This window comes from Actinomycetes bacterium (assembly GCA_035506535.1).
Lineage (GTDB): Bacteria > Actinomycetota > Actinomycetes > DATJPE01 > DATJPE01 > DATJPE01.
The window spans coordinates 16,012-41,841 of sequence record DATJPE010000017.1 but is presented as its reverse complement, the minus strand read 5'-3'; the positions used below and the strand labels follow the sequence as shown (position 1 = coordinate 41,841).

Annotated in this window: 28 protein-coding genes; 19 read left to right on the top strand and 9 right to left on the bottom strand. The window is 73.8% G+C overall.

What is annotated here, in order from left to right; all coding sequences use genetic code 11:
• Nucleotides 1-892: sugar kinase (locus VMI11_02770; GenBank protein ID HTY71328.1), on the bottom strand; the 892-nt coding region annotated here is incomplete at its 3' end.
• Nucleotides 889-1,818 (bottom strand): pseudouridine-5'-phosphate glycosidase, encoded by a 930-nt coding sequence (locus VMI11_02765; GenBank protein HTY71327.1) that lies wholly within the window; start codon nt 1,816-1,818, stop codon nt 889-891. The genes VMI11_02765 and VMI11_02770, both read right to left, overlap by 4 nt.
• Nucleotides 1,819-1,914: 96 nt before the next feature.
• Between VMI11_02765 and VMI11_02760 the strand changes: the two genes are divergently transcribed.
• Genes VMI11_02760 through VMI11_02745 form a run of 4 tightly spaced genes read left to right on the top strand, consistent with a single transcriptional unit; the run spans nt 1,915 to nt 5,799 of the window.
• Nucleotides 1,915-3,240 carry an MFS transporter gene (locus VMI11_02760; protein ID HTY71326.1) on the top strand — a complete coding sequence of 442 codons (1,326 nt, stop codon included), beginning with the start codon at nt 1,915-1,917 and terminating at the stop codon, nt 3,238-3,240.
• Between the two features lie 4 nt (nt 3,241-3,244).
• On the top strand, nt 3,245-3,829 hold the full coding sequence (locus tag VMI11_02755) for a DUF5998 family protein (protein HTY71325.1): 585 nt from the start codon (nt 3,245-3,247) through the stop codon (nt 3,827-3,829).
• Nucleotides 3,826-4,947, top strand: coding sequence for an alkaline phosphatase family protein (locus VMI11_02750; GenBank protein ID HTY71324.1), 1,122 nt, complete (start codon nt 3,826-3,828; stop codon nt 4,945-4,947). Before VMI11_02755 ends, VMI11_02750 begins: the two co-directional genes overlap by 4 nt.
• Before the next feature lie 3 nt (nt 4,948-4,950).
• Complete coding sequence (locus tag VMI11_02745; GenBank protein HTY71323.1) at nt 4,951-5,799, top strand: sulfurtransferase; 849 nt, start codon at nt 4,951-4,953, stop codon at nt 5,797-5,799.
• 19 nt (nt 5,800-5,818) lie between these two features.
• Here the strand turns inward: VMI11_02745 and sepH are convergent, their stop codons facing one another.
• Nucleotides 5,819-6,808, bottom strand: a complete 990-nt coding sequence (sepH, locus tag VMI11_02740) for a septation protein SepH (protein ID HTY71322.1) — start codon at nt 6,806-6,808, stop codon at nt 5,819-5,821.
• A 59-nt stretch (nt 6,809-6,867) separates the two neighbouring features.
• The gene (locus tag VMI11_02735; GenBank protein HTY71321.1) at nt 6,868-8,088 is read right to left on the bottom strand and encodes an MFS transporter; all 1,221 of its coding nucleotides are present in this window, start codon (nt 8,086-8,088) and stop codon (nt 6,868-6,870) included.
• Nucleotides 8,089-8,163: 75 nt separating this feature from the next.
• Between VMI11_02735 and VMI11_02730 the strand changes: the two genes are divergently transcribed.
• Both VMI11_02730 and VMI11_02725 read left to right on the top strand, forming a co-directional pair.
• Nucleotides 8,164-9,243, top strand: a complete 1,080-nt coding sequence (locus tag VMI11_02730) for a ferrochelatase (protein ID HTY71320.1) — start codon at nt 8,164-8,166, stop codon at nt 9,241-9,243.
• Nucleotides 9,240-10,052 (top strand): inositol monophosphatase family protein, encoded by an 813-nt coding sequence (locus VMI11_02725; GenBank protein HTY71319.1) that lies wholly within the window; start codon nt 9,240-9,242, stop codon nt 10,050-10,052. Before VMI11_02730 ends, VMI11_02725 begins: the two co-directional genes overlap by 4 nt.
• Nucleotides 10,053-10,068: 16 nt before the next feature.
• Here the strand turns inward: VMI11_02725 and VMI11_02720 are convergent, their stop codons facing one another.
• Nucleotides 10,069-10,587, bottom strand: coding sequence for a gamma carbonic anhydrase family protein (locus VMI11_02720; GenBank protein HTY71318.1), 519 nt, complete (start codon nt 10,585-10,587; stop codon nt 10,069-10,071).
• 329 nt (nt 10,588-10,916) lie between these two features.
• Between VMI11_02720 and VMI11_02715 the strand changes: the two genes are divergently transcribed.
• Nucleotides 10,917-11,216, top strand: coding sequence for a DUF4193 domain-containing protein (locus VMI11_02715; protein ID HTY71317.1), 300 nt, complete (start codon nt 10,917-10,919; stop codon nt 11,214-11,216).
• Entirely contained in the window at nt 11,204-12,091 is an 888-nt protein-coding gene (locus VMI11_02710; GenBank protein ID HTY71316.1) for a hypothetical protein, read from the top strand. The genes VMI11_02715 and VMI11_02710 overlap by 13 nt, the downstream gene beginning before the upstream one ends.
• A gap of 10 nt (nt 12,092-12,101) precedes the next feature.
• Here the strand turns inward: VMI11_02710 and VMI11_02705 are convergent, their stop codons facing one another.
• Both VMI11_02705 and VMI11_02700 read right to left on the bottom strand, forming a co-directional pair.
• Nucleotides 12,102-12,359, bottom strand: a complete 258-nt coding sequence (locus VMI11_02705; GenBank protein ID HTY71315.1) for a DUF4235 domain-containing protein — start codon at nt 12,357-12,359, stop codon at nt 12,102-12,104.
• 54 nt (nt 12,360-12,413) lie between these two features.
• Nucleotides 12,414-12,893 (bottom strand): DUF3093 domain-containing protein, encoded by a 480-nt coding sequence (locus tag VMI11_02700; GenBank protein ID HTY71314.1) that lies wholly within the window; start codon nt 12,891-12,893, stop codon nt 12,414-12,416.
• A 47-nt stretch (nt 12,894-12,940) separates the two neighbouring features.
• Between VMI11_02700 and VMI11_02695 the strand changes: the two genes are divergently transcribed.
• The 5 genes from VMI11_02695 (at nt 12,941) to VMI11_02675 (ending at nt 15,981) form a co-directional block, all read left to right on the top strand.
• Complete coding sequence (locus VMI11_02695) at nt 12,941-13,534, top strand: PaaI family thioesterase (GenBank protein ID HTY71313.1); 594 nt, start codon at nt 12,941-12,943, stop codon at nt 13,532-13,534.
• Nucleotides 13,531-14,010, top strand: coding sequence for a dUTP diphosphatase (gene dut / locus VMI11_02690; protein ID HTY71312.1), 480 nt, complete (start codon nt 13,531-13,533; stop codon nt 14,008-14,010). Before VMI11_02695 ends, dut begins: the two co-directional genes overlap by 4 nt.
• A gap of 2 nt (nt 14,011-14,012) precedes the next feature.
• Nucleotides 14,013-14,762 carry a DUF3710 domain-containing protein gene (locus VMI11_02685; protein HTY71311.1) on the top strand — a complete coding sequence of 250 codons (750 nt, stop codon included), beginning with the start codon at nt 14,013-14,015 and terminating at the stop codon, nt 14,760-14,762.
• A gap of 149 nt (nt 14,763-14,911) precedes the next feature.
• Complete coding sequence (locus VMI11_02680) at nt 14,912-15,301, top strand: OB-fold nucleic acid binding domain-containing protein (GenBank protein HTY71310.1); 390 nt, start codon at nt 14,912-14,914, stop codon at nt 15,299-15,301.
• A complete protein-coding gene (locus tag VMI11_02675) occupies nt 15,298-15,981 on the top strand; it encodes a DUF3159 domain-containing protein (protein HTY71309.1) in 684 nt (227 codons plus the stop codon). The genes VMI11_02680 and VMI11_02675 overlap by 4 nt, the downstream gene beginning before the upstream one ends.
• 30 nt (nt 15,982-16,011) lie before the next feature.
• Here the strand turns inward: VMI11_02675 and VMI11_02670 are convergent, their stop codons facing one another.
• Nucleotides 16,012-16,692: a TrkA family potassium uptake protein gene (locus VMI11_02670; GenBank protein HTY71308.1), complete on the bottom strand. Its 681-nt coding sequence runs from the start codon at nt 16,690-16,692 to the stop codon at nt 16,012-16,014.
• Nucleotides 16,692-17,357, bottom strand: a complete 666-nt coding sequence (locus tag VMI11_02665; GenBank protein ID HTY71307.1) for a TrkA family potassium uptake protein — start codon at nt 17,355-17,357, stop codon at nt 16,692-16,694. Before VMI11_02665 ends, VMI11_02670 begins: the two co-directional genes overlap by 1 nt.
• A gap of 65 nt (nt 17,358-17,422) precedes the next feature.
• Between VMI11_02665 and VMI11_02660 the strand changes: the two genes are divergently transcribed.
• The 6 genes from VMI11_02660 (at nt 17,423) to xylB (ending at nt 25,789) form a co-directional block, all read left to right on the top strand.
• Nucleotides 17,423-19,423 (top strand): APC family permease, encoded by a 2,001-nt coding sequence (locus VMI11_02660; GenBank protein HTY71306.1) that lies wholly within the window; start codon nt 17,423-17,425, stop codon nt 19,421-19,423.
• Nucleotides 19,420-20,613 (top strand): TRAM domain-containing protein, encoded by a 1,194-nt coding sequence (locus VMI11_02655; protein HTY71305.1) that lies wholly within the window; start codon nt 19,420-19,422, stop codon nt 20,611-20,613. Before VMI11_02660 ends, VMI11_02655 begins: the two co-directional genes overlap by 4 nt.
• An 88-nt stretch (nt 20,614-20,701) precedes the next feature.
• Complete coding sequence (locus tag VMI11_02650; GenBank protein ID HTY71304.1) at nt 20,702-21,076, top strand: hypothetical protein; 375 nt, start codon at nt 20,702-20,704, stop codon at nt 21,074-21,076.
• Nucleotides 21,077-21,162: 86 nt separating this feature from the next.
• Nucleotides 21,163-23,919, top strand: a complete 2,757-nt coding sequence (gene acnA, locus VMI11_02645; GenBank protein HTY71303.1) for an aconitate hydratase AcnA — start codon at nt 21,163-21,165, stop codon at nt 23,917-23,919.
• Nucleotides 23,920-23,997: 78 nt separating this feature from the next.
• Nucleotides 23,998-24,360 (top strand): hypothetical protein, encoded by a 363-nt coding sequence (locus tag VMI11_02640; GenBank protein ID HTY71302.1) that lies wholly within the window; start codon nt 23,998-24,000, stop codon nt 24,358-24,360.
• 46 nt (nt 24,361-24,406) lie between these two features.
• Nucleotides 24,407-25,789, top strand: coding sequence for a xylulokinase (gene xylB / locus VMI11_02635; protein ID HTY71301.1), 1,383 nt, complete (start codon nt 24,407-24,409; stop codon nt 25,787-25,789).
• Nucleotides 25,790-25,830 lie beyond the last annotated feature (41 nt).

Sequence of the window (25,830 nt, the reverse complement as noted above, 5' to 3'; positions counted from 1 at the left end):
GTCGTGAGGGTCGCGCGCCCGGCCGGGCGACCGCGTCGGCGCCCAGGGCGTTGCCGGCGGACAGCGAGGCCTCGTCGCCCAGACCGTCTCGCCAGGCCGGCAGGAAGCCCGCGGCGAAGGCGTCACCTGCGCCAGTCGTGTCGATCACCTCGACGGGCCGCCCTGGGCGACGCACGATCGCCCCGGTACGGCGCGCCAGCAGCGCCCCGTGCGCGCCGAGCTTCACGACCGCCACGCCCGCGTACGCCGCCAGCGACCGACCCGCCTCCTCGGGGTCGGCGCGGCCGGTGAGGACGGCCGCCTCCGCCTCGTTGGCCAGCAGGACGTCCACGCCGGCCACCCCGCCCAGGAAGCGGGCCGGACCGTTCTCCCGCAAGGGCTCGGCCGACGCCACGTCGACCGAGACGGTGCCGCCGCCGGCCCGGGTCCGCCGGATGGCCTCCAGGGCGGCGTCCCTGGCCCCGGGGTTGACCAGCGCGTAGCCGCTGACGTGCAGGTGGGTGGCCGAACCCCAGCCCTCGTCGGGGAGGTCGCCCAGCGCCCATACCGCGTTGGCGCCGGTGTCGGGGACCATGCTGCGCTCCCCGTCGGGCCCGACGAGCACGACGCAGGTCCCGGTCGCCCGCTCGGGGTCGACCGTGGCCGCCACCTCGACGCCGGAGCGCCGCAGCGTGGCCACCGACACCTCGCCAGCCGGGTCGTCACCGACCCGGCAGACGAGGACCGCTCGATGGCCGGTGGCGGCCAGCCAGGCCGCGGTGTTCGCGGCCGAGCCACCGCCCTGCACCCGGATCGCGGCGGGGGAGTCCGAGCCGACGACGACCGGACCCCGCAGCAGGCACACGACGTCGGTCATGACGTCGCCGAGGACGACGTAGGTGGCCCGGCTCACGCGAAGGCGGGCTCCTGGACCGCGGCGTCGGCCGCGGCCACCTGCGCCGCGAGCTCGGCGTTGCGGAGCACGATCTTGACGTTGGCCTCCAGGCTGGCACCGTGCGTCTCACGGTGGAAGTGGTCGAGGAGGAACGGGGTGACGTCCTTGCCGCGTACGCCGGTCCGTGCCGCCGCGGCCAGGCCGCTCTCGAGCACCCGGTCGTGCAGCTCGGGGTCGAGGGCGTCCTCGGGGGGCAGTGGGTTGGCGACCACGAGGGCGCCTTGCAGGTCCAATGCCCGTCGGGCGGCCATCACCCCCGCCACCTGGGCCGGGCTGTCCACCCGCCACTCCACCGCGTGTCCAGAGGAGTGCAGGTAGAAGCCGGGGAAGCTGTCGGTGCCGTAGCCGACCAGGCCGACGTTGAGGGTCTCGAGGCGCTCCAGCGTCGCGGCCACGTCGAGGATCGACTTGACCCCGGCGCAGATCACGGTGACGGGGGTGACCCCCAGCGTCGTGAGGTCCGCGGACTCGTCCCAGGTGTCGCGGGCCTCCCGGTGCACGCCGCCGAGCCCGCCGGTCGCAAAGACCCTGATCCCCGCCAGCCTTGCGATGTGGCTCGTGGACGCCACCGTCGTGGCCCCGATGCCGCCCCGGGCGACGAGCGTGCCGACATCGCGCAGGGACACCTTGACGACGTCGTCACGCATCGCGACGGCGTCCAGCAGCGCATCGTCGAGCCCGACGCACACCCGACCGTCCACCACCGCGATGGTGGCCGGTACGGCGCCCGCGGCACGTACCGCCTCCTCGATGCGCAGGGCGGTCTCGAGGTTGGCGGGGCGGGGCAGCCCGTGGGAGATGATCGTCGACTCCAGGGCCACCACGGGACGCCCGTCGGCCAGGGCCGCTGCCACGTCGGGGTGCACGCTGAGGGCGGGGTGCATGGGCTCCACGCTAACCCCCGGTCCCCGCCCTGGCGGCCTGGCGGGGGCCGATAACCGGTCGAGGACGTCGGTCGTGCTGACTAGCGTTCCGGCACCGTGAGCCTCCTGTCCGAGCGCCGCCTCCGGGGCTGGGCCGGCGCGCCGCTCCCGGCGCCGGTCCGCCGGATGCTGGCCGCCGTCCTGGTCGGCGCGCTGGGCAACGGCCTCGTCCTGCCGTTCCTCGTGGTCTACCTCTCCCAGGTCCGCGGGATCCCGGCGAGCATCGCTGGCCTCGCGGTGGCCTGGGAGGCGCTGCTGAGCTTCGCGCTCACGCCGACGGCCGGCTGGCTCGTGGACCGGTTCGGGCCCGGCCCGGTCCTGCGTCTGTCGCCTCTGGTCTGCGCGGTCGCGACCGCGGGTTGGGCGTTCGTCCACACCGCGCCACAGGCGTTCCTGCCGGCGACGGTGTCGGCGGTGGGCAACGTGGGGCTGTGGCCCGCGGGGGCGACACTGCTGTCCCGGCTGGTCGGCGAGGACGAGCGGCAGCGGGTGTTCGGGCTGAACTTCGCCGCCCTGAACCTCGGGATCGGCGTGGGTGGCCTGCTGGCCGGACTGTTCGTCGACGCCCGTCGGCCGGTCACCTTCCAACTGCTGTACCTCGGCGACGCGCTGGCGTTCCTGGCCTTCGCCGCGATCATGTTCTCGATGCGCGGGGTGGGCGGCCCGATCCCTCCCGCCACGCCCACCGAGGAGGAGTCGCCCGGGACCTGGCGAGACATCGCCGCCGACCGGGCGTTGCGCCGCTTGGCCGTCTTGTCGGTGGTCATGCTCACCTGCGGCTACGGCGCCCTGGAGGTCGGCTTCCCGTACTTCGCCAGCACGGTGGTCGGCGTCTCCGACCGGGTAGTCGCCTTCGGGTACGTGGGCAACACCGTGGCCATCGTCCTCGGCCAGATGGTCGTCATCCGCGTCCTTCGCGGTCGCCGGCGCAGTCGGGCGCTCGGCCTGGTCGGACTGCTGTGGGCCGGCTCGTGGCTGGTCCTCGGCCTCGCCTCGAAGGCTTCGGGCGCCGGTGCGGTGCTGCTCGTCCTGCTCTGCCCGCTCGTCTTCGCGGTCGGCGAGACGCTGTGGCAGCCGGTCACCCCGGCAATCATCAACGACCTGGCCCCCGAGGACCTCCGCGGCCGCTACAACGCCGTCGGGACGCTGACCTGGAGCCTCTCGGGCATGCTGGGGCCGGCATTGACCGGTGTCCTGCTCGGTGCAGGGCACTCGGCCGCCTGGGTCGTCCTCGTCACCGTCGGCTGCCTGGCTGCTGGCGCGCTGGCCCTTCGACTGCGCCGGGTCCTCACCCCGGGGCAGGACGGGCTGGCGCCCGGGGACATGGCCATCCCCATCGGCCACGCGGCCGGGGCCGGCCTGGTCGCGGAGGTGCCAGACTGAACCCATGGCGCACCCCACCTCCGTCGCGGACCTGCGGGTGGCGATCGATCGCTGCGGCTACTACCCCGACCTCGTCGCCGAGACGGTGGAGTCCGCCATCGCGGGCGAACAGGTGCGCGCGTTCCTCGTCCACCACGAGGCGACCTTCGACCGCGACGAGCTTCGCCGGCACGTCACGGTCTTGGTGCTGACCCCGTCCCGCCTCGTGGTCGGGCACACCGATGACAGCCCGCCGGACGAGTCGAGCCCCACGCCCTACGCCATCAGCTCGGTGGAGACCGTCCCGCTGTCGCGGATCGGCTCGATCGCCGTCAGCCGCACCGTCGCCGACCCGGACCGCTATCGCGGCGGCCAGCCGGCGCGCGACGTCGTGGTCACTCTGGGGTGGGGCGCGATCAGCCGGGTCGACCTCGAGCCGGCGTCCTGCGGCGACCCCGAGTGCGACGCCGACCACGGCTACACCGGCACGCTGAGCGCCGATGACCTGTCGGTCCGGGTCAGCGACGCCGGGGACGGGCAGGACGCGGTGCGGCAGGCACTGGCGTTCGCCGGCGCGCTGTCGACGGCCACCGCGGGCGCGCGCGGTTGAGCGAGGACGGGCTGGTCCTGCCGGCGTACGGCGGGGCGTCGATCGCGCGCCTGCTCCCCTCGGTCGTGGCCGTCCTCGGGCTGCCCGGTCACCTCGACACCGTGGGGCTCCCGCTCGCGGAGCGGGTTTGTGTCCTGCTCGTCGACGGACTCGGGTCCAGGGGGCTCGCCGCCGCCGGGGCATCCGTGGCTCCGGTCATGCACGGGATGAGCCAGGTGAGCCTGACCGTCGGCGTCCCGTCGACGACCGCCACCAGCCTGGCCTGCCTGGGCTCGGGGCTGCCGACCGGTGCGCACGGGCTGGTCGGCTACACCTTCCGCCTCCAGGGGCACGGGATCCTCAACGCGCTGCGCTGGTCGACCGGGGTCGACCCGAGCCTGGTCCAGCCGCGCGGCACCCTCTTCGAGGAGGCGGCAGCCGCCGGCGTGGCCGTCTCGCACGTCGGTCCCCCGGAGTTCGAGGGCTCCGGGCTCACCGTGGCGGCGCTGCGCGGCGCGACGTACCGGCCCGCGGCCACCTGGGGGGAGCGCATCGCAGTCGTCGGCGATGCCCTGCGGGCCGGCCCGCGCTCACTGGTCCTGGCCTATGTCTCCGACGTCGACGCCACCGGACACCGGCGTGGCGTCGACTCCCCCCACTGGCGGGCCCAGCTCGCGCTCGTCGACGCTCTCGTCGCGGCGCTGCTGGAGCAGCTGCCACCGGGCGGGCTGCTGGTCGTGACCGGGGACCACGGGATGGTCGACGTCGACCTGGCGAGCGCCGCCGACGTCGAGGGCGACCCCCAGCTGTCGTCGGGGGTCGCCCAGCTGGGCGGCGAGCCGCGCTTTCGGCACGTGTACGCCCGCCGGGGCGCCGCGGCCGACGTGCTCGCCGCGTGGCGCGAGCGGCTGGGGGAGCGCGCCTGGGTGCGCTCCCGGGACGAGGCGGTGGCCGAGGGCTGGTTCGGCGCGGTCGAGCCGAGCGTGCGCGGGCGGCTGGGCGACGTGGTCGCCGCGGCCCGCGACCGCTCACTCGTCCTGGCCGGCAGCTCCGCCCCGCATGAACGCAGGCTGCCGGGTCAGCACGGCTCGCTCACCGCGGAGGAGATGCTCGTCCCGCTGCTGTCCGCGGTCGGCTGAGCGGTGGGCGTCTCCGACCCCCTCGTCGACGTCGCGTGGCTGCGCGCAGCCCTCTCCGGCCCGAACCCGCCACGGGTGCTCGACGTGCGGTGGCGCCTCGGCGGACCGCCCCCGCGCGAGGCCTTCGAGGCCGGCCACGTGCCCCGAGCCGGCTACCTCGACCTCGAGACGGAGCTGGCCGGCCCGGTGCGCGCCGACCGGGTCGGAGGCCGTCATCCGCTGCCCGATCAGCAGGTGCTCGCCACCTCGCTGCGCCGCCTGGGCGTCGACGTCGGTCGCATCGTGGTGGTCATGGACGAGGCGGACGGGACGTCGGCGGCGCGGGCGTGGTGGCTGCTGCGCCACGCCGGACATCCCGACGTACGCCAGCTCGACGGCGGCTGGCGGGCCTGGGTGACCTCGGGGGGAGCTGTCGAGGTCGGGCCCGGACGCGAGCAACCGCCCGGGGACTTCGTGGCCGGCTGGGGCCGCATGCCGACGCTGGACGCGACGGACGCCGCCGACCTGGCGCGCGAGGGGGTGCTACTGGATGCTCGGGCGGCGGCCCGCTTCCGCGGTGAGGCGGAGCCGGTCGACCCCGTCGCCGGGCACATCCCGGGTGCGGTGAGCGCTCCGGCCGACGAGGACCTCGCCGAGGACGGGACCTGGCTGCCGGTCGGGGTGTTGCGCCGACGCTACGTCGGGCTCGGCGTCGATGCCGGGCGAGCGCTGGGGGCGTACTGCGGGTCGGGTGTGACGGCGGCCCACACCGTCCTCGCGCTGGCCCGGCTCGGTCTCGTGGCCGCCCTCTACCCGGGATCCTGGAGCGACTGGGTCAGCGATCCGGCGCGCCCGGTCGAGACCGGCACCTGATCGCGGCGCGGAGCGGCGGTCAGTCCTCGGGCTTGCTGCTGCCGAAGAGGATCTCGTCCCAGCTCGGCACGCTGGCCCGTCGCGGGCGGGTGGTCCGCGGCGCGGCCTCCGCACCCTCCTCGGGGATCGCGGGCGGGACCTCGGCCCTGGTCCGGCGGTGCCGGCCCTTGCGCGGTGCCTCTGCCGGCCCGTCGACCGGCTCGGGCTCCACTGCCGGCGTCGACCCGAAGCCGGGGATCCAGCTGGCGTCGTGGGCGGGCTGCGGCGGCGCGGGCGGGCTCGGCACCGGCCCGAGGACCTCCGCGGAGACATCCCCTGGGGCTTCCGCACCGGGCTGCTCGGCGGGCTCGCCGTCGTCGGCCGGCTCGGACTCCTCGACCGTCGGGACGGCCGCGAGGCGGACCGGCTGGCGTCGCGGCTCCCGGTGCTCCGGCACCGCCCGCTCTTCCTCGGTCAGCCAGCGCGCCTCGTCGTCGGCGGGCTCGACGGTTCGCACCGAGGGGTCGAAGACCCAGCTGGCGTGGTGGTCGCGGCCGGCGTGGGAGTAGGCCAGGCGCACCAGCCAGCGGCCGTCGTCGCGCCGCCACGAGTCCCAGACCAGCGCGTCGGCCGGGACGCCACGCGCCTCCAGCCGCTCCGCGACCAGCTCGCCCAGCGGCCGGGCCGCCGCGTCGGTGACCCGCCGGACATTCGTGGACCGCGCCAGGTCGGACACGTGGGTGCGCTCCAGCTGGATCGGGCCCTCGAAACGGCGGACCGCCTCGAGCGGTACGCCCGCCGACTCCGCGATCTGCTCCGCGGACTCACCGGCACGGATGCGAGCCTGGATCTCCCTGGGGCGCAACTCGTGGTCCAGCTCGATCTGCAGCTGGCCGAGGCGTGCCCGGTCCCCGCGAAGCGCGGCGTGCAGCCGCTCGTCCAGCCGGAGGCCGTAGGTCTCCCCCTCGGGTGACTGCAGGACGAGGCGGGAGCCGTCCTCGCTCGTCCCCAGCAGCCGCAGGTCCTGCATGGTCCAGACCCCCAGCGCACCGGAAGATCGGCAGCGGGTCCGCAGCCGACGACGGCAGCCTACGCACCCTCCGGGGCGGTGTGGGCCGGCCACGCCGTCGCGGGAGGGGTGAGCCGGCCGCGCAGGGCCGTTCCGGTGACGGCGGCCAGCACGCCGGAGGCCACCGCCACCAGGTACGCGCGGTGCGGTCCGACGGCATCAACGGCGCGTCCGGCCAGCGGTGCCGCCAGGGAGATCCCGACGACGATCCCGGTGGTGAGCCAGGTCAGGCCCTCGGTGAGCTGCTCGCGCGGGACCAGCCGCTCGATGAGGCTGAAAGAGACCACGAGAGTCGGTGCGATCGCGAAACCGGCGACGAACGCGACCGCGGACAGCTCCACCGGTGTGGTGACCAGCGCGAACCCGGTGGTGCACACGGCCATCGCCCAGCAGCCGACCAGCAGCTGGCGCTGCAGCGGGCTGGCCGGGTGCCGAACGCCGTAGGTCAGGCCGGCGATCAGGCTGCCGGCCGCGTAGCACGCAAGGACGAAGCCGGCTCGGGCCGGGTGGCCGGCCTCGCTCGCCCACGCCACGGTCACCACCTCGACCGCCCCGAAGATGCCGCCGAGGAAGGCCAGCACGACCACGAGGTCCACCATCCCGCGGTGCCGCAGCGCGCTGCCCTGGCCCGCCTCGGCCGGCCCCGCGGCCCGTGGCTCGGTGGCGCGCTGGCTCAGCAGGGTGAGCCCCCCGCCGACGCCGAAGCCGATGACGAGCACCACGATCGCGGCGGACGGGCTCCAGCGGGCGGCCACGACGGTCACGAGGGGCGGCCCCACCACGAAGGCGACCTCGTCGAGGGCGGACTCGAGGGAGAAGGCGGTGCGCAGCATGACCCCGCTCGGGAGGACGTAGCGCCAGCGGGCCCGAACCATGGAACCGATGTTGGGGATGAACCCGGCCAGGACGGCCGCGGGGACGTAGGTCCACCGCGGCGCGTCGAGCCGTACCGCGAAGACCAGGCACAGCATGCCGAGCACGTGGATGGCGAGCTGAGGCAGGCCGATGCGACGCTGCCCGTACTGGTCGATGAGCCGGGCGGCCTGCGGGGAGATGACCGCCTCGGCGAGCGCCGTCGTCGCGGCGACCGCGCCGGCGACGGCGTACGAGCCGGTCTCCTCGCCGATCAGCAGGACCACCGCGATCCCGACCATCGCGATCGGCAGGCGCGCCACCAGGCCGGACCCGCTGAAGGCCGCGGCGCCGGGGATGCGCAGCAGCATGGCGTACGGGTTCGGCACCCGGGCAGCCTAGGTCCAGCGGTTCGGCGGCCATCCGGGCGCGCGGGCCGGCGGGGGGTTTGCCAGGATCGGGACGTGAGCGCAGACCGAGACGTTGGCGTGCTGCTGGTCTCCTTCGGCGGCCCGGAGGGTCCCGACGACGTCATGCCCTTCCTGCGCAACGTCACTCGCGGTCGTGGCATCCCGGAGGAACGCCTCGCCGAGGTGGCCCGCCACTACCTGGACTTCGGCGGGGTCAGCCCGATCAACGAGCAGAACGCCCGGTTGCGGACGGCGATCGAGACCGAGCTGGCCGGCTCGGGCCACCCGCTCCCCGTGTTCTGGGGCAACCGCAACTGGGATCCCTATCTCGCCCAGGCGTTCCGGGAGATGCGAGCCGCCGGCATCGGCCGGGCGCTGGCGTTCGTGACCTCCGCCTACGCCTCGTACTCCGGGTGTCGGCAGTACCGCGAGAACCTCGCGGACGCGCACCTCGAGGTGGGGGAGGGCGCCCCCCGGATCGAGAAGCTTCGTCACTACTTCGACCATCCGGGTTTCGTGGAGCCCTTCGTCGACTCGACGTTGGCCGCCCTGCGGTCCCTCCCGCCCCAGGTCCAGGCCGGCGCCCGCCTGGTGTTCACCACCCACTCGATCCCGCTGACGTCGGCCGAGACCAGCGGCCCGGACGGATGGGCCTACGTCGCCCAGCACCGGGCCGCGGCGACCCTGGTCGCGTCGGGTGTCTCCGCGGCCACCGGGGTGATCCGCGACTGGGACCTCGTCTATCAGTCCCGGTCCGGCCCGCCCACGCAGCCCTGGCTCGAACCCGACATCGTCGACCACCTCGAGGACTTGGTCGCCAAGGGGGTGCCCGGCGTCGTCCTGGTCCCGGTGGGCTTCGTCTCGGACCACCTCGAGGTGGTCTACGACCTCGACACGCAGGCACGGGAGCGGGCCCATCAGCTGGGACTGCCCCTGGCCCGCGCCGCCACCCCGGGCACGGCACCGGACCCGCGGTTCGTCGGCATGGTCCGCGATCTGGTCCTGGAGCGGCTCGAGAGCGCGCCGAAGCGGGCGCTGAGCCCGCTCGGGCCTGCCTGGGACGTCTGCCTCGCCTCCTGCTGCCCGAACCCTCGAGGCCCCCGCCCGGCGCTCGCGGAGGCGGCCGGGTCGTGACCGGTTCCGACGAGCTCCTGGCGCTCGCCCTCGAGGTCGCCCGTGAGGCCGGCCGGGGCCTGCTCGAGCGCAGGAGGGCCGGGGAGCCGTCCTGGTCGACGAAGTCGACGCCGACCGACGTCGTGACCGAGGCGGACACCGCGTCGGAGGCGCTGATCCGCCGCCGCCTGGCCGCGGTCCGCCCGGACGACGCGATCGTGGGCGAGGAGGGGGCCGACCAGGCGGGAACCTCCGGCGTGCGCTGGGTGGTGGACCCGCTCGACGGGACGGTGAACTACCTGTACGGCCTGCCGGGGTGGGCGGTCAGCATCGCCGCGGAGCGCGACGGTGTGCCGCTCGTCGGGGTGGTCGACGTGCCGACCTTCGGCGAGACCTTCTGGGCGGTCGCGGGCGCCGGCGCCTTCCGCAACGGCGAGGCGATCCACGCCTCGCCCTGCACGGTGCTCGAACGGGCCATGCTGGGCACCGGCTTCGGCTACGACGCCAGGCGGCGGGCGGCCCAGGCGCACTGGGTCGCCGCCGTGCTGCCTCGCGTGCGGGACATCCGGCGCTTCGGCAGTGCGGCCGTCGACCTCTGCTCCGTGGGTTGCGCACGGCTCGACGCCTACGCCGAGCAGGGCCTCAAGCCCTGGGACCTGGCGGCGGGCAGCCTGGTGGCGACCGAGGCCGGTGCCACGGTGAGCGGGCTGCGCGGGCGGCCCGCGGGTGAGGCGTTCACGCTGGCGGCGGCGGGCGGCGTCTGGCAGCGGCTGCACGACCTCCTGGCCGGGCTCGACGCGGACGCCGACCCGTTCCGCACCCTCTCCTGAGCGTCCCGCCCGCCGGTCAGTCGAGCCGGCGCAGCTCCCGGCGGTAGGTCCGCGCCGCGGCGACGTACACGGCTGCGTTGCGCAGGATCGCCTCAGCGTCGGCGGCTCCCGCCCGGATGCGCGCGGGGACGCCCATCGCGATCGCGCCGGACGGTACCTCGGTGCCCGGGGCGACGACGGCACCGGCCGCGACGAGGGCTCCGCTGCGGACGACGACCCGGTGCAGCAGGACCGAGCCCGAGCCGACGAGGGCGCCGTCCTCGACCACGCAGCCCTCCAGGTGGGCGTTGTGGCCGACCACGCAGTCGGCGCCGATCGTCGTCGGCAGCTCCTCGGTGCAGTGGATCACCGTCCCGTCCTGCACGGAGGTTCGTGCGCCCACCGTGATGGTGGCGTTGTCCGCTCGCAGCACCGCGGTCGGCCAGATGCTGGCCTCCGGCCCGATGACGGCGGCGCCGATGACGACCGCGTCAGGGTGGACGAAGGCATCAGGGTGGATGGTGGGCTCGAGTGAGCCCAGGGCGTAGACGGGCATCGCGGCGCTCCTGAGGTCCGATCCGACCCCTGATCGTCGCGTGGCGGTCGCCGAGCGTTCATCTGGGGGTGTCTTGTGCCGAAGACATGAGTCGCTGGCTCAGGTGACCTGCGGCTGCGAGTCTGCTGTGGGTCGTCTGTGACTTGTGGCACGGCGGGCACACGCGGCCCGCCGGTACGGCACAATCCCCGCACCACGACGCTCAGGTGACGGGTGGGCATACGACGAGGCGCCCCGGTGTTGGGCGTGCGCAGGACCCGTTGGGTCCATCAGGCAAGTAGGGAAGGACCCGGCAGGGTCACGGATGCAGGAACGACCGGAGGGCTTCGGTGGCCACCGACTACGACACGCCGCGCAAGACTGACGACGAACTCGGCGAGGACAGCCTTGAGGAGCTCAAGGCGCGGCGCTCAGACGCGGCCTCGGGGGCCGTGGACGTCGACGAGGTGGAGCTCGCGGAGAATCTCGAACTCCCCGGGGCCGACCTGTCCAACGAGGAGCTGTCGGTTCGGGTGCTCCCGCGCCAGGCCGACGAGTTCACCTGCTCCCGCTGCTTCCTGGTCCACCATCGCAGCCAGCTGGCCAAGCAGGTGGGCGGCCAGCCGGTGTGCCGGGAGTGCGCCGCCTGAGCGCGCAGCCGTCGCGCTGGCGGGTCGTCCGGTCCCGGCCGTCGCCCCCCGCCGCACCGGCTGCGCCGATCCCCCTGCCGGTCGTTGTCGACGACCCGGCGGGTCAGGCGCGTCTGGGGGCGGCGCTGGCCAGGCTGATCCAGGCGAACGAGTCCCACGAACGGGTCAGCCGGGCGGTGCTTCGCGAGGTGGGCGCCGCGGCGGCGGCCTCGGCCCGCTCGGCGGGCGCGGTGGCGATCGCCACGGGACGATGGTTCGGCGACACCCTCGTCGAGGTCGCGCCCTATCTGCCGGTGCGCGACCTGGAGACGCTGCGCCGGCACCATCCCGGGCTCGAGGGGGACGCGCTCGCCGACGTCCTGGTTCGCAACGCTGCGCTCTCCACCGCCGCGGTCGGGGCGGGCGGAGGCGCGCTCGCGGCGATCACGTGGAGCAGTGCCCTCGGCCTCGCGACCATCCCCCTCCAGCTGGCCGTCGAGGCGCTCACGGTGGCCGCGATCGAGGTCAAGCTGGTCGCCGAGCTGCACGAGGTCTACGGGCTGGCCGTCCCGGGGACCGGGACCGAGCGCAGCCTGGCGTACGCCGCCGCGTGGGCCAACCGCCGCGGGGCCAACCCGCTGGACCCACGAAGCGGCCTGTCCATGCTCACCTGGACCACCCGCGCGCGTATCCAGCGGCGGATCGTGGCGCGGACCGGGCGCTCGGTCGGGACGGCGACGCCGTTCATGCTCGGGGCGGCGTACGGAGCGTGGCTCAACCGGCGCACGACGGCGGATCTCGCCGACGAGCTGCGGCGCGACCTGCGTCGCCGCCGGCCGCTGACCGGCGGGCTGACCGGCCAGATCGTGCGCGGCGCCCTGCGCGTGGCCCGCTGAGCCGCTCGGCTCAGGCCCGCGCCCTGCGGGCTCGGGTGATCTCGTGGGTCTTGCGGCTGACCACCATGTGGATCAGCGACAGCAGCGCCCCGGTGATGAGTGCTCCGGTCACCGCCCGCGGGATCGTCTCGTCGGGGTCGTCAGCCTGCGGGGCGTGCTGGCCGGACACGGCCACCCACACGACGTCGACGACCTTGCGGGCCACGGCCGCCGCGGCGAGCCCGGCGGCGGTGAGCATGACCGCCTCGACGCGCCCTTCGTCAGCCATTCTCCGGCTCCTCTCCCGCGCCGGACACCCTGGATCGCCGGCATGTGCCCCTGATCATGCCGTCTCGCGGCCGTGCGCGCCTCGACCACGCTCCAACACGTCGGCCAGCCGGTCGGGGTGACGGGTGGAGACGTACCAGTACGGCGCCGGGTCGGCGGGGTCGGTGACCTCGACACGGACCGCGGTGGGAACCCAGGAGCGCAGGTAGAGGTAGGCGCGCGGGTCGGCGTCGACCCCGCGGAGCCGCCGGGCCTGCTCGGCGTCGAGCGCCTGCGCCTGCCCCCGGGCCCACTCGGGCAGGCGGGCGCGCCCGGCTCGCAACTCGCCGTCGGTCACGCTCACCCGGCCGGTGGCCCAGGCGAGGAAGGCCGCCGTTCCCCCGACGAAGACGACCGTGGCAGCCCAGCCCGCCGCTCCCCCGAGCGCGGCGCCGACCGCGATGCCGAAGGTCGCGGCCACCACTAGGGCCGCCAGCCAGGCCGGCCAGGGCGGCGGCATCGACTCCGCGTAGCGATCCGCGTCCTGGGCCTCCACGGGGCCAAGGGTGGCACCCCGCCGAGCGGCAGTAGGGTCGGGGCTTGATGTCCAAGCCTCCCGGTGGCGCCGGACGGACCGTCGACGTGCCTCCTGGCGCCCAGGCGCCGGAGCGGCACCCGGCGGCCCCCGCGCCGGGTGAACCCGTCCCGTCCCACTACGCCCGCTGCTTCGCCTGCGGCGACGACACGGCCGGCCTCGCGATGTCGGTGGTGGCGGGTGAGGGCGTCAACGTGGTGGCGCGCTTCACGGTCACCGGCCGGCACCAAGGGGCACCGGGGCTGGCCCACGGGGGGCTGCTGGCGGCCGCGTTCGACGAGGCCCTCGGCTCGCTCCAGTGGCTGCTGCAGGTCCCCAGCGTGACCGCCCGGCTGCAGACCGACTTCCTTCGCCCGGTCCCGGTCGGCTCGACGGTCCACATCGACGCGCGCGTCCTCGGACGTCTCGGGCGGCGCATCTGGAGCTGCGCCGAGGGTCGGCTGGGGTCGGCGGGCGGTCCGGTCGTGGTGACCGCCGCCGCCTTGTTCGTCGTCGTGCCGCTCGAGCACTTCTCCGAGCACGGGCGGCCCGCCGAGGTGCTCGCGGCACGAGACGACGACCGGGTCCGCCACACCGTGCGCAGCTTCGAGGTCAACCCATGAGCGGCGGTGGCCGCGTTGAGGTCCTCGTCCAGCGACTCGATCCCGGCGTCCCGGTCCCGGCGTACGCGCATCCCGGCGATGCGGGTGCGGACCTGTGCACGGCCGTCGACGCGGTGCTCGCCCCCGGCGAGCGCGCCCTGCTGCCGACCGGGATCGCCATCGCGCTGCCGGCGGGCTACGCCGCCTTCGTCCATCCGCGCTCGGGGCTCGCCGTCCGCCACGGCGTCGCACTGGTGAACTCCCCAGGCACGATCGACGCCGGCTACCGGGGCGAGGTCAAGGTCTGTGTGGTCAACCTGGACCCGCGGGAGCCGGTGGTGTTCGCTCGGGGAGACCGGATCGCCCAGCTCGTCGTCCAGCGCGTCGAGGAGGCCGGGTTCCGGGAGGTCGACGAGCTCCCCGGCTCCGTCCGGGGGTCGGGCGGCTTCGGATCAACCGGGGGGCACGCTGCGGCGGCCCCCACGGGAGGGGAGTGACGGTGCCGCTGTTCCGGCGCAGGCGCGACGACGAGGGCGACGAGAGCCACGAGGCCGCGGGCGAGACCACGACAGAGCCCGCGGAGGAGACGGCCGGCGCGTACGTCGACGCGCCCGAGGTGCCTCCTGAGCCGGCGGATCCGGCGTACTCGCGGGAGAACGGGCCGTGGGACGTCTCGGAGGCTCCCGATACCGAGATCCCGCGGCTGGACCTCGGCGGGCTGCAGGTCCCCGGCCGGCCGGGGCTCGAGCTGCGCCTGGAGGTCGACGAGGAGTCGGGGTCGGTGGTGTCCGTGGCGGCGGTCCTGCCCGACGCCGCCGTGCAGATCCAGGCTTTCGCGGCGCCTCGGAGCAGCGGGGTGTGGCGGGAGGTCCGCCAGGAGCTGGCCGAGGGCATCCTGGCGGGAGGCGGGTCGGCCGAGGAGGTCGACGGCGCGTTCGGCCGCGAGCTGACCTCGCTCGTCCCGGTGGACACACCGGACGGACGGGGCCTGCAGGAGGCGCGCTTCGTGGGCGTGGACGGACCGCGCTGGTTCCTGCGCGGGGTGTTCACCGGGGCCGCCTTCCCACCGGGCGGGCGCCCCGAGCTCGAGGACCTCTTCCGCGGGTGCGTCGTGGTCCGCGGGTCGGCTCCGCTGCCGCCCAAGGAGCCGATCCCGCTGACCCTCCCGGACGCCCTCGAGCCGACCGCCGACGAGCGCCCGCCGCTGGAGCCGTTCGATCGGGGCCCGGAGATCACCGAGGTCCGCTAGGCGGACCGCGTGTGGTCGAGGTCCGCTGGGCGGACCGCGTGTGGTTGAGGTCCGCTGGGCGGACCGCGTGTGGTCGAGGTCCGCTGAGGCGTACTGCGGCACACGTGCGGGGGAAGTCGGCACACCCCGCGCGGCGTTACATTGCTGCCATGTCCTCGCACGTCGATCCGGGTCACCGCAGCCACTCCCGGTTGCGGCGTGCCCTCCACCGGATCGGGGCGTCCTCCGACGAGCTCGAGGCCGAGCACTTGCAGGAGGAGACCGTCGAGGTCGGCGGCACGCCGATCGGAGCGTGCACCGTCGGCGACCGGGTCTGTGTGTCGGGGACCCTTCGAACCGTGACGCTGCGCCCCCAGGGCGGCGTCCCCTCCCTCGAGGCCGAGCTGTACGACGGCTCCGCACGCCTCAGGCTGGTCTGGCTCGGGCGGCGCACGGTGGGCGGCGTGGAGCCGGGCCGCACGATCGTCGCGAGGGGTCGGTTGACCGACCAGCGGGGGGTGCTGACCCTGTACAACCCCAGCTACGAGCTTCGGCAGTGAGCCCACGCCCACGGGTCGCCGGAGTCGACTCCCCGCACGACCTGCTGGCCCTGCTCGGCGGGACCCGTGGTGTGGTCGAGTCCTCGGTGCCCGGCGTGCTCTTCGGGGTGGTCTATCCCGTGTCGGGCGGTCGTCTCGGCGTCTCCGTCGCGGTCGCCGTCGCCTCGGCGGTGGTCATCGCCGCACTCGCGCTCCTGCAGCGCCGCACCGTCCAGCAGGCGGTCAGCGGCCTGCTCGGAGTCGTGGTGATGGCGGCCTACGCCGAGTGGCGAGGCGACGCCACGTCGTTCTACTTCCTGTCGGTCGTCAAGAACGCCGGCTACGGGACGGCGTACCTCGTGTCGGTCCTGCTGCGCTGGCCGCTGCTCGGGCTGATCCTCGGCCCGCTGCTGGGCGAGGGCGTGCGCTGGCGCCGGGACCCCGCGCGGCTGCGCGCGTACTCGTGGGCCAGCCTGGTGTGGGCCGCGATGTTCGGCATCAGGGTCGCGGTCCAGGTTCCGCTCTATGCCGCGTCGGCCACCACGGCGCTGGGTCTGGCGAACATCCCGCTCGGGCTCCCGTTGTTCATCCCCACCTGCATCGTCACGTGGCTGATCCTTCGTTCGACCCACCCCGTTCGCGAGGCGGCCGCCGAGCCCGAGCGCGCCGCGCAGCCGGCGCCCGAGGCCGTCGCGGACTGAGGGCGTCGGCCGGCCGCGGCGCGTGCTGGCTCAGCCGTGCTGGTGGCCGTGGGCGTGCGGGGAGAGCAGGTCCTCGAGCATCGGCTCGACGTCCGAGGTGGTGACGAACAGCAGTTCGTCCCCGGACTCGATGGAGTCGTCGGAGGACGGCGGCAGCACGCGTCCGTCCCTGATGATCGCGACCAGGACCGCGTCCATCGGCCACGGCACGTCGCCCACCCGCGTCCCCGAGTACGGCGAGGACGGCGGCAGGGTGAGCTCGACGAGGTTCCCCCCGCCCTGGCGGAAGGTGAACAGCCGGACGAGGTCGCCGATCGACACGGCCTCCTCGACGAGCGCGGAGAGCATCCGGGGCGTCGACACCGCGACGTCGACCCCCCACGCCTCGTTGAACATCCACTCGTTCTTCGGGTGGTTGACCCGGGCCACCACCCGCGGGACGCCGTACTCCGTCTTGGCCAGCAGCGAGACGACGAGGTTGACCTTGTCGTCACCGGTCGCGGCGACGACGACCTGGCACGAGGGCAGGCCGGCCCGCTCGAGCAACTCGATCTCGCACGCGTCGCCCTCCAGCCACTGCGCGCCGGGGATGGACGACGGGCGGATCGTGTCGGTGTCCCGGTCGATGAGCAGCACCTCGTGCTCGTTCGCGACGAGCTCGGCGGCGATCGAGCGCCCCACGTTGCCGGCACCGGCGATGGCGACGCGCATCAGGACTCAGCCTCCGGCCTGGCGCCGAGCACGAGCTCGACCCGGGTGAGGTCCTCGTCCCTGACGAGCACGTGGACCAGGTCACCCTCCTGGAACAGCATGTCCTTGTGCGGCAGGGTGCCCGTGCCCAGCCGCGTGATCAGCCCGACGCGCGATCCCGAGGCCTCCTCGATGTCGAGGATCCGGTGCCCGATCCAGCCCCGGTCGACGTGCATCTCGGCCAGGCGGATCGCGCCGGTCGGGTCGCTCCACTCCACCAGCCCGCCCGAGGGCAGCAACCGGCGGATCATCTGGTCGGAGGTCCAGACGACGGTGGCGACCGTGGGGATCCCGAGCCGCTGGTACACCGCGGCGCGTCGCGGGTCGTAGATGCGGGCCACGACGTTCTCGACGCCGAAGGTCTCGCGCGCCACGCGCGCCGCGAGGATGTTGGAGTTGTCGCCGGAGGACACCGCGGCGAAGGCCTCGGCGTGCTCGATGCCGGCCTCCTCCAGGACGTCGCGGTCGAACCCGACCCCGGTCACGGTGCGGCCGGCGAACTCGGCGGGCAGGCGCCGGAAGGCGTGCTCCTCCTGGTCGACGACGGTCACGCTGTGACCCATGGAGTCCAGCTGAGCGGCCAGGGTCGACCCCACCCGGCCGCATCCCATGATCACCACCTGCACGGCGGACAGCCTGCCACATCGAGGACTTCGAGAGCGCCGGCCCCGGGAGCCCTACGCTTCCCGTCGTGACCCACCTGGCCGAGTGGTCCAAGCGCTTCCTCGTCGGTCGTGCCATGCGCAGCGACCGGCTGGGCGAGACGCTGCTGCCCAAGCGCATCGCGCTGCCGGTCTTCGCCAGCGACGCGATGTCGTCCGTGGCCTATGCCACGCAGGAGATCCTCATCGTCTTGGCCCTGGCCGGCACCGCGTATCTGCACTTCACCTGGTACGCCGCCGGCGGCGTGATGCTGGTGCTGCTCACCGTGGTGGCGGCGTACCGGCAGAACGTCTACGCCTATCCCAGCGGCGGCGGGGACTACGAGGTCGCCAACACCAACCTGGGTCCGAAGTTCGGCCTGGTGGTCGCGGCGGCGCTGCTCGTCGACTACGTCCTGACCGTGGCCGTGAGCACGACCGCCGGAGTGGAGAACCTGGCCTCGACGCCGGCGTTCTCGTGGATGGACGCGCACAAGGTGGCGACGACGCTGTCGATCGTCACGATCATCGTGCTGCTCAACCTGCGCGGCATCCGCGAGTCCGGCGTCGCCTTCGCGATCCCGACGTACGGGTTCATGATCGGCATCATCGGCATGGTCGTTGTTGGGGTCGCCCGGCTCGCGTCCGGCCAGCACCTGCTCGCCTCGACGGCCAAGTACCCGATCAAACCGGAGCTGGTGAACCCGTCCACGCTCGTGTTGCTGTTCCTGGGGCTGCGCGCCTTCGCCTCCGGCTGCACCGCCCTGACCGGTGTCGAGGCCATCTCCAACGGCGTGCCCGCCTTCCGCAAGCCGAAGTCGAAGAACGCGGCCGCGACGCTGGCGCTCATGGGTGGCATCGCCCTCACCATGTTCGCGGGCGTGACCTTCCTGGCCATCGCCCTGCACGTCCACTACGTCGACGCCAGCCGTTCAAGCGACCTCGTCGGCTATCCCTCCGACCAGCCGATCCCCACGGTCATCGCCCAGATCGGGGCGTCGGTCTTCGGTGGGAACACCAACCTGCCCTTCTACTACGTGCAGTTCATCACCGCGATCATCCTCGTGTTGGCCGCCAACACCGCGTTCAACGGCTTCCCGGTGCTGGCCTCGATCCTGGCCCAGGACAGCTACATGCCCCGCCAGCTGCACAAGCGTGGCGACCGCCTCGTGTTCAGCAACGGCATCCTGCTCCTGGCCGGGTTCGCCGGGCTGCTGATCTGGGCGTCGGGCGCCAACTCGACGACGCTGATCCAGCTCTACATCGTCGGTGTGTTCGTGTCGTTCACCTGCAGCCAGGGAGGCATGGTCCGGCACTGGAACCGGCTGCTGGCGGCAGGGGATCTCAGCGGCCCCGAACGACGGCGGACCATGCGGCGCCGGGGGATCAGCGCCTTCGCGTTCGTCATGACCGGCACCGTTCTCGTGATCGTTCTCATCACGAAGTTCGTCCACGGCGCCTGGATCGCTGTCGTGGCCATGGTGTTCCTGTGGTTCCTCATGCGCGGCATCCGAAGCCACTACGACAAGGTGAGCAGCGAGCTGGTCGCCGACGAGTCCGACGTCGCGCTGCCGTCGCGGGTGCACGCGATCATCCTGGTCTCGAAGCTGCACAAGCCGACCCTGCGGGCCATCGCCTACGCCCGGGCGACGCGACCCACGACCATCGAGGCACTGACCGTCAACGTCGACAGCGGGGACTCCGAGCGGCTGGCCAGCGAGTGGGACCGGCGTGGCATCCCGGTACCGCTCAAGGTCCTGGACTCCCCGTATCGAGAGATCACCCGTCCGGTGCTGAGCTACGTCCGCGGGATCCACCGCCGCTCCCCGCGCGACCTGGTGATCGTCTACATCCCCGAGTACGTCGTCGGCCGCTGGTGGGAGCACCTGCTGCACAACCAGTCGGCCCTGCGGCTGAAGGGGCGCCTGCTGTTCACGCCCGGCGTCATGGTCACGAGCGTCCCCTGGCAGCTGCGCTCCTCGCAGGTGACCAGCGCATCGGCGACCAAGCCGAAGCAGGACAGCGCCCCCGCCGCCGCTGACGCTCCGTGACCCCAGATCCCGCCACGCCCGCCGAGCTCGTGCTCGATGTCGGCCCCGTGGCCCACGGGGGCCACTGCGTCGCGCGCGCCGACGGCCAGGTGGTCTTCGTCCGCCACACCCTCCCCGGCGAGCGGGTCCGCGCGGTCGTCACCGGCCGGTCGGCACGGTACCTGCGAGCCGACGCGGTCGAGGTGATCACGCCCTCGCCCGGACGGGTGGTCCCCCCGTGCCCCGCGTCCGGGCCCGGGCGCTGCGGCGGGTGCGACTGGCAGCACGCCGACCTCGCCACCCAGCGCGAGCTCAAGGCCGCCGTGGTCGCGGAGTCGCTTCGTCGCCTCGGCGGGGTGGAGCGTGAGGTGCGGGTCGAGGAGGTGGCGGGCGCCCCCGAGGGCCTCGGCTGGCGGACCCGGGAGCGCTTCGCGATCGACGCCGCCTCGGAGCGGGCAGGGCTTCGCCGCCACCGCTCGCACGACGTCGAGGTCCTCGAGGACTGCCCGATCGCCGATACTCGGGTCCTCGCCACCGGTGTCCTCCGGCGCACCTGGCCCGGGGCAGGGGAGGTCGCCGTCGCCGTCGGGGGTGTGGCCGGCACGGTGGTGAGCGTCGACGGCCGCCCGGTCTCAGGTTCCCGGGTGACGGAGGCGGCTGGCGGACGTACCTGGCGGGTCTCCGGGGACGGCTTCTGGCAGGTGCACCCAGGTGCGGCCGAAGTGCTGTCGGCGACCGCGATCGAGCTTCTCGACCCCCGGCCGGGGGAGCAGGCCCTGGACCTTTACGCCGGCGTCGGGCTGTTCGCCGGCGTCCTGGCCGCCCGGCTCGGCGCCGGCGGACGGGTGGACGCCGTGGAGGCCTCGGCGATCGCCGTGGGCGACGCCCGCCGCAACCTGCACGACCTGCCGACGGTTCGCCTGCACGAGGCCGCCGTCGAGGACTGGCTCGCCGCAGGGCACGTGCGCCGCGCCGACCTGGTGGTTCTCGACCCGCCGCGCGCGGGCGCCCGACGCCATGTCGTCGAGGCGGTGGCCCGGCTGGCCCCGCGTGCCGTGGCCTATGTCGCGTGCGACCCCGCTGCGTTCGCGCGCGACGTACGCACCTTCACCGACCTGGGCTACGCGCTGGCCGACCTGCGTGCCTTCGACTGCTTCCCGATGACCCACCACGTGGAGTGCGTCGGGGCGTTCGTCCCCGTCGGCGCCTGAGGCGCCAGGAGGTGTGCCGGGAGCCAACTGGTGCGAGGATCGAGTGCCACGCGGATCGAGGACGATCTGGGGAGGTGACGGCGCCCTCGTGCCCCTCCTGCTCTACCCCGCGGTGGTCGTCGCCCCCGTCCTGGCGTTGTGGGCGATGATCCACCTGTTCGGTCCGCTGGTCGCGGCCCGGCTGAACCATGGGCGAGGGCTGCGGACGAGCCGGCCGCCGATCGAGCGCATCGGTGCCGACCTGCACCGCCTCGCCGCCGACTACGCACGGGCCGAGCGTTCCAACCAGCCCGGCAAGCTCACCCGGCTGCGGGCGGCCGGGATCGCCTACGACGACCTGCTCGTGGCTGCCTGCTTCGCCCTGGACGTCCCGACCCCACGCCGCCTCGGCCACGAGCCGTTGGACGCCGTGGACCGGCTCACCCTGGAGGCGGAGCTGGCCCGCGCCGGCCTGTCCTGGTGACCCAAGTATCTTGACATCAAGATACTTGGGCACGGGATACTGACGGGACCTGGTGGCGAGACGATGGTGCGGGACAAGGGGATTCCATGACGGGCATCGACAGCTTCGGCAGCCGTGGCAGCCTCGAGGTCGGCGGGCAGCGGTACGAGGTTTTCCGGACCACTGGGATCCCGGGCCTCGAGGGGGCCGCCCGCCTGCCGTACTCGCTGAAGATCCTGCTCGAGAACCTGCTGCGCACCGAGGACGGCGCCAACATCACGGCCGAGCACGTCCGCGCCCTGGTGGACTGGGATCCCGCGGGGGAGCCGGACACCGAGATCCAGTTCACCCCCTCGCGCGTGGTCATGCAGGACTTCACCGGCGTGCCCTGCGTGGTCGACCTGGCGACGATGCGCGAGGCCGTCCGTGACCTCGGGGGAGACCCGGGCCGGGTCAACCCGCTTGCACCGGCCGAGCTGGTCATCGACCACTCCGTCATCGCCGACGTCTTCGGCGCCCCCGACTCCTTCGCCCGAAACGTCGAGATCGAGTACGGACGCAACCGGGAGCGCTACCAGTTCCTGCGCTGGGGTCAGACCGCGTTCGAGCAGTTCAAGGTGGTTCCGCCCGGCACCGGGATCGTGCACCAGGTCAACATCGAGTACCTCGCGCGCGTGGTGATGACCCGCACCGTGGACGGCGTCCTGCGGGCGTACCCGGACACCGTCGTCGGCACCGACAGCCACACGACGATGGTCAACGGGCTCGGTGTGCTCGGCTGGGGCGTCGGCGGTATCGAGGCGGAGGCCGCGATGCTCGGCCAGCCCGTGTCGATGCTCATCCCCAACGTCGTCGGCTTCAAGCTGACCGGCGAGCTGCCGGAGGGGGCGACGGCGACCGACCTCGTGCTCACCATCACCGAGCTGCTGCGCCGGCACGGCGTCGTCGGCAAGTTCGTCGAGTTCTACGGCGAGGGCGTGGCCGCCGTACCGCTCGCCAACCGCGCGACCATCGGCAACATGAGCCCGGAGTACGGATCGACCTGCGCCATCTTCCCGATCGACGAGGAGACGCTGCGCTACCTGAGGCTCACCGGCCGCCCGGCGGAGCACGTCGCGCTCGTCGAGGCGTACGCGCGGCTCCAGGGGCTGTGGCACGACCCTGCCCACGAGCCGGTGTACAGCCAGTACGTCGAGCTCGACCTCGGCAGCGTCGTCCCCTCGATCGCCGGTCCCCGGCGTCCGCAGGACCGGGTCCCGCTGTCGGAGTCGAAGTGGGCGTTCCGCAGCGCGCTCACCGGCTACGTCAAGGACAACGGGGTCGACGTGGCCGACGAGGAGTCCTTCCCCGCCAGCGACGCCCCGTCCACGAGCGCACCCGGCGGGCGGGCCGCCCGACCCACGCCGGTCGTGCTCGACGACGGGACGCGGTGCGAGATCGACCACGGTGCCGTCGTCATCGCCTCCATCACCAGCTGTACCAACACGTCCAACCCCTCGGTGATGGTCGGGGCCGCCCTGCTCGCGAAGAACGCCGTCGAGCGAGGCCTCTCCACCAAGCCGTGGGTGAAGACGACCCTCGCGCCGGGGTCGAAGGTGGTCATGGACTACTACGACCGCGCCGGCCTGACGCCCTACCTGGACAAGCTCGGGTTCAACCTCGTCGGCTACGGCTGCGTCACGTGCATCGGGAACTCGGGGCCACTGCCGGAACCGGTGAGCCGCGCCATCAACGACAGCGACCTGGCCGCGGTCGCGGTCCTGTCGGGAAACCGCAACTTCGAGGGACGCATCCAGCCCGACGTGAAGATGAACTACCTGGCGTCCCCGCCGCTGGTCGTCGCATACGCCCTCGCGGGCACGATGGACCACGACTTCGCCACCGAGCCGCTCGGCCACGACCCCCAGGGCAACCCGGTGCTGCTCGCCGACGTGTGGCCCTCGCCGCAGGAGGTGCAGGAGGTCATCGACACCTGCGTCGCCGCCGAGATGTTCACCAAGGACTACGCCGACGTCTTCGCGGGCGACGAGCGGTGGACGTCGTTGCCGACGCCGACGGGGGAGACCTTCGCGTGGGACACCGGGTCGACCTACGTGCGCAAGCCGCCGTACTTCGACGGCATGCCGCGCGACCCGCAGCCAGTCACGGACATCCGAGGCGCGCGCGTGCTCGCACTGCTCGGTGACTCGGTGACGACCGACCACATCTCCCCGGCGGGCAACATCAAGCCGGACGGCCCGGCTGGCCGCTACCTCGCCGACCACGGCGTCGAGCGGCGCGACTTCAACTCCTATGGGTCGCGGCGGGGCAACCACGAGGTGATGATCCGCGGGACGTTTGCGAACATCAGGCTGCGCAACCTGCTCCTCGACGGCGTCGAGGGCGGCTTCACCCGCAACCACCTGACGGGGGAGCAGACCACCATCTACGACGCCGCCGCGGCCTACGCCGAGGCGGGCGTCCCGCTCGTCGTCGTCGCCGGCAAGGAGTACGGCTCGGGGTCCTCGCGGGACTGGGCGGCCAAGGGCACCGCGCTGCTCGGCGTACGGGCGGTCATCGCCGAGTCCTACGAGCGCATCCACCGCTCCAACCTCATCGGGATGGGTGTGCTGCCACTGCAGTTCCCCGACGGGCGGAGCGCGGCGAGCCTCCGGCTGACCGGACGCGAGACCTTCGACATCGCCGGCGTGACCGCGCTGAACGGGGGCGCCACGCCGCGGACCGTGCAGGTGACGGCGATCGCCGAGGACGGCACGGTCACGACCTTCGACGCCGTCGTGCGCATCGACACCCCCGGCGAGGCGGACTACTACCGCCACGGCGGGATCATGCCGTACGTGCTGCGCCAGCTCCTCGCCTCCTGACGTCGTGTCAGACGTCTCGGGCGCCCTGGCGCACGATCCGTCTGACACGACCATCGCGACGCTCCACCGGAGCCGGCGATGAGCGTTCCCCCGGGATGGCCGCGCGAGGTGGAGCCGCCGGAGTCCGACGGCTTCGTCGAGTCGGCGGCCGCCTGGCTGCTCGACCAGGCACCACCCGAGTTCCGGGCGCACGAGATCCTGCGTCGACATCCGGTGGTGCTCGCGCGGTTCACGGCGCACCACGTCGCCGGCGCGCTCGGCGCCGCCCGGGACGGCTATCGCAGCGCGCGTACCGAGTTGCGCGACGTGGTCTCCCCGGAGGTCGTCGCCGAGGCGCTGCAGGCGTGGGAGGCCGAGGGCGCTCGGCTGCTGGCCCTGTCGCGGGCGGTCGACCTGGTCGAGCAGGCGTTGCGGGGAAAGCGTTTCGTCCCGCGTCTCTGAGGCTCGGCGGCTCCTGGGGACCGCGTGCTCGCTAGGGTCACCTGCCATGCCGCTCGTCGCCGGGGTCGACTCCTCCACGCAGTCGGTGAAGGTCGTCGTGCGTGACGTCGCCACCGGTGCGCTGGTCCGTAGCGGCCGTGCGGCACACCCCGAGGGGACGGAATGCCCGCCGCAGGCGTGGTGGCGCGCGCTCACCGAGGCGAGTGCGGGCCTGCTCGACGACGTCGCCGTCATCGGGGTGGCCGGCCAGCAGCACGGCATGGTCGCGCTGGACGACGCCGGGGCGGTGATCCGCCCCGCGATCCTCTGGAACGACACCCGATCGGCGCCCGACGCCGCGGACCTCATCGCCGAGCTCGGTGGTCCCGAGGAGTGGGCGCGGACGGTGGGGCTGGTGCCGGTCGCGAGCTTCACGGTCACCAAGCTGCGCTGGATGGCCCGGGTCGAGCCCGAGCACGCCGCGCGCACCGCCCGGGTGCTGCTCCCGCACGACTGGCTCACCTGGTGCCTGGCCGGCCGCGGCGAGGAGCCGACGACCGACCGCGGGGACGCGTCCGGCACCGGGTACTGGTCGGGGCCTGCGGGGGCTTACCGGGAGGACCTGCTGGTGCGCGCGCTGGGACACCCGGCGGTGCCTCCCCGTGTCGCCGCGCCGGCCGAGGTCGTGGGCAGCACCCCGGACGGCGTTCTGCTCGCCCCGGGGACCGGCGACAACATGGGCGCGGCGCTCGGGCTCGCACTGAGCCCTGGGGACGTGGCGGTGTCCCTGGGTACGTCGGGTACGGCCTTCGCGGTCAGCGACACACCCGCCGCGGACGCCAGCGGCCAGGTCGCGGGGTTCGCCGACGCCACCGGTCGCTTCCTGCCGCTCGTGGCCACGCTCAACGCGGCCCGGGTGCTGACGGCGGGCGCGTCGCTCCTCGGCGTCGACACGGCCGCCTTCAGCGACCTCGCGCTGTCTGCCCCGGCGGGAGCCGATGGCCTCGTCCTCCTGCCCTACCTCGACGGGGAGCGCACCCCCAACCTGCCCGACGCGCGAGGGAGCCTGCACGGGATCACCAGGAGCAACCTCACGCCGGCCAACGTGGCCCGCGCCTGCGTCGAGGGCATGCTCTGCGGCCTCGCCGACGCGGTGGACGCGCTCGTCCGGCAGGGCGTACGCCCGCGCCGGGTGTTCCTGATCGGCGGCGCGGCCGCCTCACCCGCGGTCCAGGAGGTCGCGGCGGCGCTGTTCGGGGTCGCGGTCCACGTGCCACCCCCGGGCGAGTACGTCGCCGACGGTGCCGCCCGCCAGGCGGCCTGGGCGCTGGCGGGCGGAGTGGAGCCCCCGCACTGGCCGCTAGGCGCCGTCAGCGTCGTCGAGCGCGACCCTGCCCCAGAGGTGCGCGAGCGGTACGCCCGGACTCGGGGCGCGGCCCATCCGGGTTAACGCCCCGTTACGGAATTGTGATCGCTGTGCCCAGAACGTTG